Here is a 3,742-nt window from a genome sequence, read left to right as displayed (position 1 = left end):
TTAACCATTTTTTCAATGAGGGGAAAGTGGATTATTTATGATTAAATTTAATTGTCTATTGCAACGGCCTCACTACCATTCTACCGATTTGGCTGCTAATAAGGTAAGCGAAACAACCGAAAGCTTAGCACAAGAAAGAACGTTAGTAGACTTGCTTACAGCAGAAACCAATTTGACGCAAGAAATAGTGGAAAAAACCATTGCTTTTATTAAAAATGCGCATGGTCTTATGATACGTAAATCGGGAGCGCCTTATTATACGCATCCTATGGCAGTAGCTAAGATACTGCTAGATGTTACCAAAGATCCATCTACCATTCTAGCTGGTTTGTTGCATGATATAGTAGAAGATACACCGGTAACCTTAACCCAAATAGATCTCATGTATGGCCCTGAAGTTGCCTATATTGTAGATAGGGTTACCCATTACCATACAAATGGTTATCCTTGGAAATTCAGTGATATGGAAAACAAAAATATGCTGAGCCAATGTGTTAACATCCGTGTTATACAGGTTAAATTAGCTGATAGGCTCCACAATACTCAAACTTTATATGCGCGTGAATGGGCAGATCAACAACGCATAGCCAAAGAAACGCTTTCGTTCTATATTCCATGGGGGAAAAAAAATAATATCTGCTCAAAGTGGTTAACAGAAATGCAGTATATTTGTGAAGAAATTTTGAATAGAAAATAGAAAGTATTCGTTAAAGCTACTTTTTTTGCTTGATCAAAAAAAGTAGCCAAAAAAAATCAAGCGCTGGTGAAAAAACTGCTGAAAAGAAAGGAAAAAAACCGAAAATCAAATCTCGCTCCTACGGTTACTCAATGGATTTGGAAAGCTGGCAAGGCGCGCGAGGGTAAAGCGCACGCAGCATAGTACTTACTATGTGAGTATGCTGAATCCCGAAGCGGAACACAGCCAGCTTTTCAAAGACGAAGAGTAGGCTCAGACAAGCTGATTTTCTTTTATTTTTTCCTTTCTTTTCTTTCTACAGTTTTTTCAAGGCGCATTTTTTATAAACTTACATTATTGCGCTATTTTTAAATACGAACGTAAAAAAAAATAAAAATACGCATAGGCCACATAACTGAACGGTCAATGGCGTCAACTTAAGGCAATTCATGATTAGCCTACCCTCCTATTCTACTTGGTTATCAATAACAGCTAAACCTTAAGTTGACGCCATTGACTGAACGGATACGATCATATTGATTTATTATAAAACGCTATAAGATCCATTAATACTTTGGCTGCTGCATCTACCTCCATTTGGATAGATGTAGGATCTGCTTTTAATAACATCCACGATTGATAAATCTTTTCAAAACTTTCCATATCCTCGAAATCTAACCATAAAATATTTGTAAATATATGGGCTGGACTTTCCATTACAACCATTTCTTCTACAAATTGTCTAAATGTAGACTGTTGAAATCTAGCTGGCCATGAAGGAAAAATAAGGGTCATGGTAAACGAATAAGGGTCGTTTTCAGTTGCTAATATATCACTATCTCTAAGTAAAATATGTTCTATTAAATGGAATCCTTCACATTGCTTATTAAATGATCTAAACAATTCTACACTCTGTTGCACAACATTTTCTGCTTGCTCAATGGTGATAAGAGCTTCAGACCCGGAAATTAACTCAATAGTGTTCTTTTTTATTTTATCTACATACAGTAAAATACTATAGGTACCATCATGGGTTTTTATAATATGGTAATTTTCTATATTTATACCATAGGCTATAGCTAAGGTTTGAATATTTTGATATTTTCCCTTAAACATAAAAAGATCAGCATATTCTGTTTGGTAACTTTTACCCAGAAAAATATCAAAGCTATTTTGGGAAGCTTTTTTCTCTAAATATATATTGTTCTTAAGCACCTTATGAAAGGAATATGTTTCCAAATTTTTGATGCCTAAATTACGGCAGAGACGCCGCTTAAAACCAGATGGCACATACTTGATACCATTATTTGCTTCCTGCATAGTTATATTAGCTCCCCGGTTCCTATTTTTACTGATATCAATGTAATCCTTTAGAAAAAGGGCTTTATGTGCATTAAGACTATCCAATTGCTCTTCTTCGTTTTTAGGATAAAGGCTCAAAGCGTAAGTCGTAAATCGTTCTGAAAAATAAGCTAATAAATGGTCTAACATTCTGGATCGCTTATCTAAGGTTCTTATATCGCTTTCTAATATCCTGTGTACGTAAGAAACATATTTCCTGGCTGACTTATCCAGTATCTCATTATTATGAACCACCGTGTGCGCTATCTTCTTTTTTATGTCTAAATACTTTTTTTGTATTATAAATGCTAGATCATTACCCGGATTATTGTCTTTGGTAGGTTTCTTTAAAATAGAATTCATTCTATGTACTTCTAAAGGCAATCGGCCATTAGATTTATTCCAAGCCTCGCTATAGATAGCCATAGTATGTTTAATATTGGATAACTGATCTAAATAATTTGCAAAAAGTTGGTCAAAAAACAGTAAATAGCTTTTTAACTGACTTGCTTTCGCTTGATTTTCTGTTGTTTCAGATGGAGCACATCCCTCATGGCCAACATTATACAGTAAAGGGAAATCTTGCTGTATGGAAACATGCTTTTCTAAATTCCTATAGTTGCCTTCTAACACGAACACTTCTTCTTCTTGTAGATAAGCTTTTGTTAAAGTTCCTCTTCCTTTCATATCTTCTAGAAAGTGAAATACTTTTTCCCAATCTATAGGGATGGGCGCCCCATTATAAAAGAGGCCAATTTCACTTTGTGGAATATTGAGTGCTAAAGAGCGATCTGCTAATATAGGTAGCGTAACACTATGTGTTTTAGCACTTTCTTCATCAATACAAAACTCAAAATTTGATATGCTTTTAATACCAGTTACTCGAGTAGCCTTTTCTAGGAACTCAACTATATAAATTCTTGATTGGCTTTTTAGGTAAATTAGCTCTTTTTCATCTATAAAACCTTGGGTTAAAAGTGGTCCCGTAAAAATTTGATCTATGGTTCTCCCCTTTTCTAATAATTGGCTGATGGTGTAGAAAGTTATCCTTGGAGAAATAAATTCCTGAAAAGCAAACAATAGCTGAGCAATAATAGTTTCTCCTTCTTCATAGGCCAAACAGTTGGTTACCTCAAAGGTAGCTTTAATACTAACAGAAAGCGTCTGCATGACTTGGATAAGAAAGAAATCTTCACATAGATTTCTTTGGGCATATAATCTTTCCTTGACTACCTCTAATACCTCTTTTTCGTCTGTTGTATTTTTAATACGTTCTTCTACATCTACAAAAATTTTGTAGCCTCCTCTAATTTCTTTTGGACCATCACTTAAAAAAAGATTGGCATTCTTGACGCCTGGAACATCTAGCACAATCTTTAATACGTCCCACTGGGTTAATGGATTACAGGGGAGAATCTCTTCAGCTCTGTAAAACTGTTTTTCATTGGGGTTGATTACAGCATCAGGATGCTTGGCCCATATATCCTCTATATAAAAGTTGGTCCTATATTCTAAGTCCATAATGGCAAAAGAAAGCACTTCTAAAATAGTAATTCCGGGATCATGGTCTCCATAGTCCGTCCATTTCTTTCCTGCTAATTGCTGAATGTAAGCTATTCCTTGTTTTTTTAAAAAGGGATAATCCAATTCTAATGAAATATTTTCCATACGCTTATCTATATAAATAATTATTCTTTTGGATGTATGTGTGTTACACTAATACAC

2 protein-coding genes are annotated in these 3,742 nt (G+C 34.6%); one reads left to right on the top strand and one right to left on the bottom strand.

Going from position 1 to position 3,742, the window contains the following annotated elements:
* Positions 1–37: 37 nt before the first annotated feature.
* Positions 38–697 carry an HD domain-containing protein gene (locus EDM02_RS00355; RefSeq protein WP_123662178.1) on the top strand — a complete coding sequence of 220 codons (660 nt, stop codon included), beginning with the start codon at positions 38–40 and terminating at the stop codon, positions 695–697.
* A gap of 510 nt (positions 698–1,207) precedes the next feature.
* Here the strand turns inward: EDM02_RS00355 and EDM02_RS00350 are convergent.
* A complete protein-coding gene (locus EDM02_RS00350; protein ID WP_123662176.1) occupies positions 1,208–3,685 on the bottom strand; it encodes a hypothetical protein in 2,478 nt (825 codons plus the stop codon).
* Between the last annotated feature and the right edge of the window lie 57 nt (positions 3,686–3,742).

The organism is Candidatus Cardinium hertigii (assembly GCF_003788695.1).
The sequence above is the reverse complement of the archived record's forward strand: the minus strand, read 5'-3'. Positions and strand labels throughout refer to the sequence as shown.

What these genes read in the sequence shown, in the direction of transcription:
- EDM02_RS00350 (WP_123662176.1), bottom strand. Translation starts at nt 3,685, where the DNA reads ATGGAAAATATTTCATTAGAATTGGATTATCCCTTTTTAAAAAAACAA.
- EDM02_RS00355 (WP_123662178.1), top strand. Translation starts at nt 38, where the DNA reads ATGATTAAATTTAATTGTCTATTGCAACGGCCTCACTACCATTCTACC.